General features: G+C 73.2%; 4 protein-coding genes and 1 pseudogene. 2 read left to right on the top strand and 3 right to left on the bottom strand.

Annotated features, from left to right (window positions below; all coding sequences use genetic code 11):
• Positions 1-17: 17 nt before the first annotated feature.
• Positions 18-1085 carry an O-antigen ligase family protein gene (locus E2651_RS41530; protein WP_135336447.1) on the top strand — a complete coding sequence of 356 codons (1068 nt, stop codon included), beginning with the start codon at positions 18-20 and terminating at the stop codon, positions 1083-1085.
• Here the strand turns inward: E2651_RS41530 and E2651_RS41525 are convergent.
• Complete coding sequence (locus tag E2651_RS41525) at positions 1042-1596, bottom strand: hypothetical protein (protein ID WP_135336446.1); 555 nt, start codon at positions 1594-1596, stop codon at positions 1042-1044. The genes E2651_RS41530 and E2651_RS41525 overlap by 44 nt on opposite strands.
• Positions 1597-1665: 69 nt before the next feature.
• On the bottom strand, positions 1666-2478 hold the full coding sequence (locus E2651_RS41520; protein ID WP_135336445.1) for an aspartate/glutamate racemase family protein: 813 nt from the start codon (positions 2476-2478) through the stop codon (positions 1666-1668).
• A gap of 31 nt (positions 2479-2509) precedes the next feature.
• Between E2651_RS41520 and E2651_RS41515 the strand changes: the two genes are divergently transcribed.
• Entirely contained in the window at positions 2510-3685 is a 1176-nt protein-coding gene (locus E2651_RS41515; RefSeq protein WP_135336444.1) for a glycosyltransferase, read from the top strand.
• A 3-nt stretch (positions 3686-3688) separates the two neighbouring features.
• Here the strand turns inward: E2651_RS41515 and E2651_RS41510 are convergent.
• A pseudogene (locus E2651_RS41510) lies at positions 3689-4369 on the bottom strand (TerD family protein); the annotation flags it as partial.

Genomic DNA, 4369 nt, shown 5'->3' with positions numbered 1-4369 from the left:
GGGTGGGGGCAACGGGGATGGCCGCGACGGCCGGTCCACCAGGGGCGCACGAGCGGCGCAGCGCGTCCGACGCGACGGGCGTCGCCCTGCTCGGTGCCTGCGCCGCCTGGACCTTGATCACTGCCGGGGTGCACGGCGGGCAGCCGGAGGGTGTCCTGCTCGCGGTCCTCGCCGTGGCCGCCGGGTACGCGGGCGGACGGATCTGCGGGACGCTGCTGCCGGTCGCCGCGCCCTGTGCCGGGGCGCTGGCCGGAATCGCACTGGCGGCGCTCGCACCGCGGCTCTCGCCGGGGCCCGTGAGCACGGCGCCGCTGGGCCACACCGGCGCCACCGCCGCGCTCCTGGTCCTGGCATCGGGCGCGGCCTGCTGTGCGGCGTGGGCGGCCCGTAAGCCGGCGCTGCGCCTCGTGCTGCGGCTGCTGGCCGCGGGCACGGTGGTGGCCGCCGCCGCACTCGGCTCGCTGGCCGGGGTCGCCGCGTGCACCGGCATCCTGCTCTGCTCGCTGGCGGCCGCCCTGATGCGGCGCCGGGCCCTGGGCCTGGCCGGCCTCGCCCTGGCCACCGTGGTGGTCACCGGCCTGACCTGGGCGATCGCGGACGACGTACTCCCGGACGGGCTCTCCGCCTCCCTGGAGGGCCAGATCGGCGGGCACCGGGTACGGCTGTGGCAGGACGCCCTCGACCTGGCGGGCCGGGAGCCTGCGCTCGGCGTGGGCCCGGGACGGTTCGGGGACGCCAGCCCGACCGTGGCCGAGAATCTCCTCTCGGACGGCAAGCCGCACTCGGCGCCGCTGCAGCAGGCGGCCGAGCAGGGCTTCGCGGGCGTGGCCCTGCTGGCGGCGGTGTTCTGCTGGCTGCTGTACGCGCTGTACCGCTCGCCGCGCTCGCCCCAGGTCGTCCTGTCGGCGGGGGCGGCCCTGACGGCGCTGGCCGCCGTGGCCTCGGTCGGCAACGCGCTGAGCGTCACGGCGGTGACCACGGGGGCGGGCTATCTGGCGGGCATCGTGACCGCGCGGCCGCTGAGCGACGAACCGTCGCAGGTCAGGCCGCCGGGCTCCCCGCCATGGGCAGCCGGTCCCGGATGATCCGGACGGCGGCTTCGGCGTTGTCGACGGTGACCGTGAACGTACGGCCGTCCCCCAGCTTGAGCACGAGGCCCTCGCCGCGCCGGACCACGACCGCGGTGCCGATGTCGGGCAACGAGCGATAGCCCCAGCCGCCCCACTGCCGAGGGCTGACGGCCTGCGCGAAGTCGGCTCCCACCACATGGGAGAGGGGGATGCGGCGGCGCGGCAGGCCCATGTGGCCGCAGCGCACTTCGAGGCATTCCTTGTCGACCTTCACGGCGACATGGACGAAGGCGAGGGTGCCGAACAGCATCAGAAGCCCGGCCGCGATGCACCCCACGACCGACATCACCAGAGCCGCGATCCCGGACGTCCACATGCTGTCGACGGCCAGCTCGATGCCGAGCGCCAGGCAGGCGGCACCGGCCAGGGCCAACAGCCACTGGAAACGATTGGTCGCACTGCCGGTCCAGACTTCCGGCGGGGCGCCGGCCGCGCCGTCGAGCTCGCCGTGGGTGTGGTCCCTCATGCGAATGAGACTACTCAGATTCCCGCGCGAAGGCACCGCATCGCGGAGCGTGACTGCTCCGGGCGGGCTTCAGCGCGCGGGGCTGACCGCCGCGAGCAGCCGGCCTTCCGCATACGTGTGGGCGGCGGCGGGCAGCTCGGAGACACGGCCGCTCAGGATCACCGTCAGACCACCGTCCGTACCGGTGCCGGGGCCGGGGAGCACTCCGATCCTGCGCAGCGCCTGGGTGGCGACCGCGCCGGCGGAGCCATGCAGGACCAGGGGCGGCAGCTGCGGCTGCTGCACGGCCGCGCGGATACGCTCCGCAACCAGCTCGTAATGGGTGCAGCCCAGGACGACGGTGCTTACATCGCGCGGAGTGAGTGCTGCCGCGGCAGCGATCGCCTGGTCGATGGCCGCCTCGTCCGCGTACTGCACGGCGTCCGCGAGGCCGGGGCAGGGGACCTCGGTGACGCGGGCGCCGCCCGCGAATTCCTCGATGAGGCCACGCTGGTAGGGGCTTCCCGTGGTGGCGGGCGTGGCCCAGATGGCGACGGAACCGCCACTCGCCGTCGCGGGCTTGATCGCCGGCACGGTCCCGATGACGGGCAGGCCGGGTTCGAACCGGGCCCGCAGGGCGGGCAGGGCGTTCACGGTGGAGGTGTTGCAGGCCACGATCAGCGCGTCAGGGTGGTGCTCGGCGGCAGCCTCGGCGACCGCGAGCGAGCGCTGGACGATGTCCTCGGTGGAGCGCGGCCCCCAGGGCAGTCCGTCGGGGTCCGACGAGAGGACGAGATCGGCGTCCGGCCGCAGGCGACGTACCGCGGCCGCCGCGGCGAGCAGTCCGATACCGGAGTCCATGAGGGCGATCTTCACCCGGTCACCATAGTCGATCGGCCTCATCGGCCCGGTGCCGTGGGGCAGACTGCGGCGGATGAGCGCCGTTGTGTGGACCGCCGCCGGATCGCTTGCCGCTTGGCTGTGGCTGCTGTTGGGGCAGGGCTTCTTCTGGCGTACGGACCTTCGCCTGCCACCACGTCACGACCCGGACGCCTGGCCGTCGGTCTGCGTCGTCGTCCCCGCTCGCGACGAGGCCGAGGTGCTGCCCCAGAGCCTCCCCTCGCTCCTCGCCCAGGACTATCCGGGGCGGGCCGAGATCTTCCTTGTCGACGACGGGAGTTCGGACGGCACCGGCGAGCTCGCCCGCGCGCTGGCCGACCGGCACGGCGGCCTGCCGCTGACGATCGGCTCACCGGGTGAGCCGCCGCCCGGCTGGACGGGCAAGCTCTGGGCGGTACGTCATGGAATCGCCCTGGCACGCGCGCGTGCACCCCGTTATCTGCTGCTCACCGACGCGGACATCGCCCATGAGCCGGACAGCCTGCGGCAGTTGGTGGCGGCGGCGGAGACGGGCGGCTTCGACCTCGTCTCGCAGATGGCGCGGCTGCGGGTCGAGAGCGTGTGGGAGCGGCTCGTCGTGCCGGCGTTCGTGTACTTCTTCGCGCAGCTGTATCCGTTCCGCCGGATCGCGCGGAAGGGCTCGCGCACGGCCGCGGCGGCGGGCGGGTGCGTCCTGCTGAGCACGCAGGCCGCCGAGCGCGCGAGGATCCCCGAGTCCATCCGGCACGCGGTCATCGACGACGTGTCGCTGGCCAGGGCGGTGAAACGCTCGGGCGGTCACATCTGGCTGGGCCTCGCGGAGCGCGTCGACAGCGTGCGCCCCTATCCCCGGCTCGGGGACCTGTGGCGGATGGTCTCGCGCAGCGCCTACGCCCAGCTGCGGCACAACCCCCTTGTCCTGCTCGGTACGGTCCTGGGGCTCGCCCTGGTCTATCTCGTGCCGCCCGTCGCCCTGCTCGTGGGCCTGGCCGCCGGGAGCATGCCCACGGCCGTGCTCGGCGGACTCGCGTGGCTCCTGATGACCGCGACGTACGTCCCGATGCTGCGCTACTACCGTCAGCCGCTGTGGCTCGCTCCCCTGCTGCCGTTCACCGCGTTCCTCTATCTCCTCATGACGGTGGATTCCGCGGTGCAGCACTACAGGGGGCGTGGAGCCGCGTGGAAGGGGCGGACGTACGCCCGCCCCGATCCCGCACCGGAACAGCGCTGAGGGTCACTTCCTGCCGGGCGTCCAGTTCATGCCCCAGCCGTAGGCGTAGTCGATGGTGCGCTGGGGGCTCACGCCGCGCTCGGGGACCAGGTAGCGGGCCTCGCGCTTCACGAAGAGGTCGCCGTTGTTGTTCGTGATCAGCGCGAGCGCGCACACCGTGGAAGGCACCGTGCACTCGTCGAGCGAGAAGTCGATGGAGGCGCCGTGCTGCGGCTGCAGGGTCACTGTGGCGTTCAGGTCGGCGAAGCTGCGCGCGCCTTCGTAGATCGTCACGAAGATGACGATGCGCTTGAAGTCCTTGATGTGGTCGAGGTTGACGGTGAGGTTCTCACCGGTGGCCACGGCTCCGGTGCGGTCGTCGCCGTCGAGCAGCAGGTACGGGGGCCGGTCCAGCGCGCCGAAGGCATTGCCGAGCGCCTGGACGACTCCCTTGCGGCCGTCGGCGAGTTCGTACAGGGCACACAGGTCCAGGTCGAGGTCGGCGTGCATCGCCACGGCCCGGCCGAGCTTGGCGCCCCAGCCCTTGAACTGCTTGCGCACCTCCCAGTTGAGGTTCACGCGCATCGCGCCGGATGTGCCGCCCTGCTTCTTCAGCGAGACGGACGGCGCGTCCTTGGTGAGCGTGACCTTCGACAGGCGTACGGGCTGGGAAGCGGGCGCGGCGGGCGCCTGGGCGGGCGGCGG

The sequence above is a fragment of the Streptomyces sp. MZ04 genome (genome assembly GCF_004684775.1).
In the GTDB taxonomy this organism is placed as follows: Bacteria; Actinomycetota; Actinomycetes; order Streptomycetales; family Streptomycetaceae; genus Streptomyces.
Note: the sequence above shows the minus strand (reverse complement) of the source record. Positions and strands in the feature narration are given on the sequence as shown.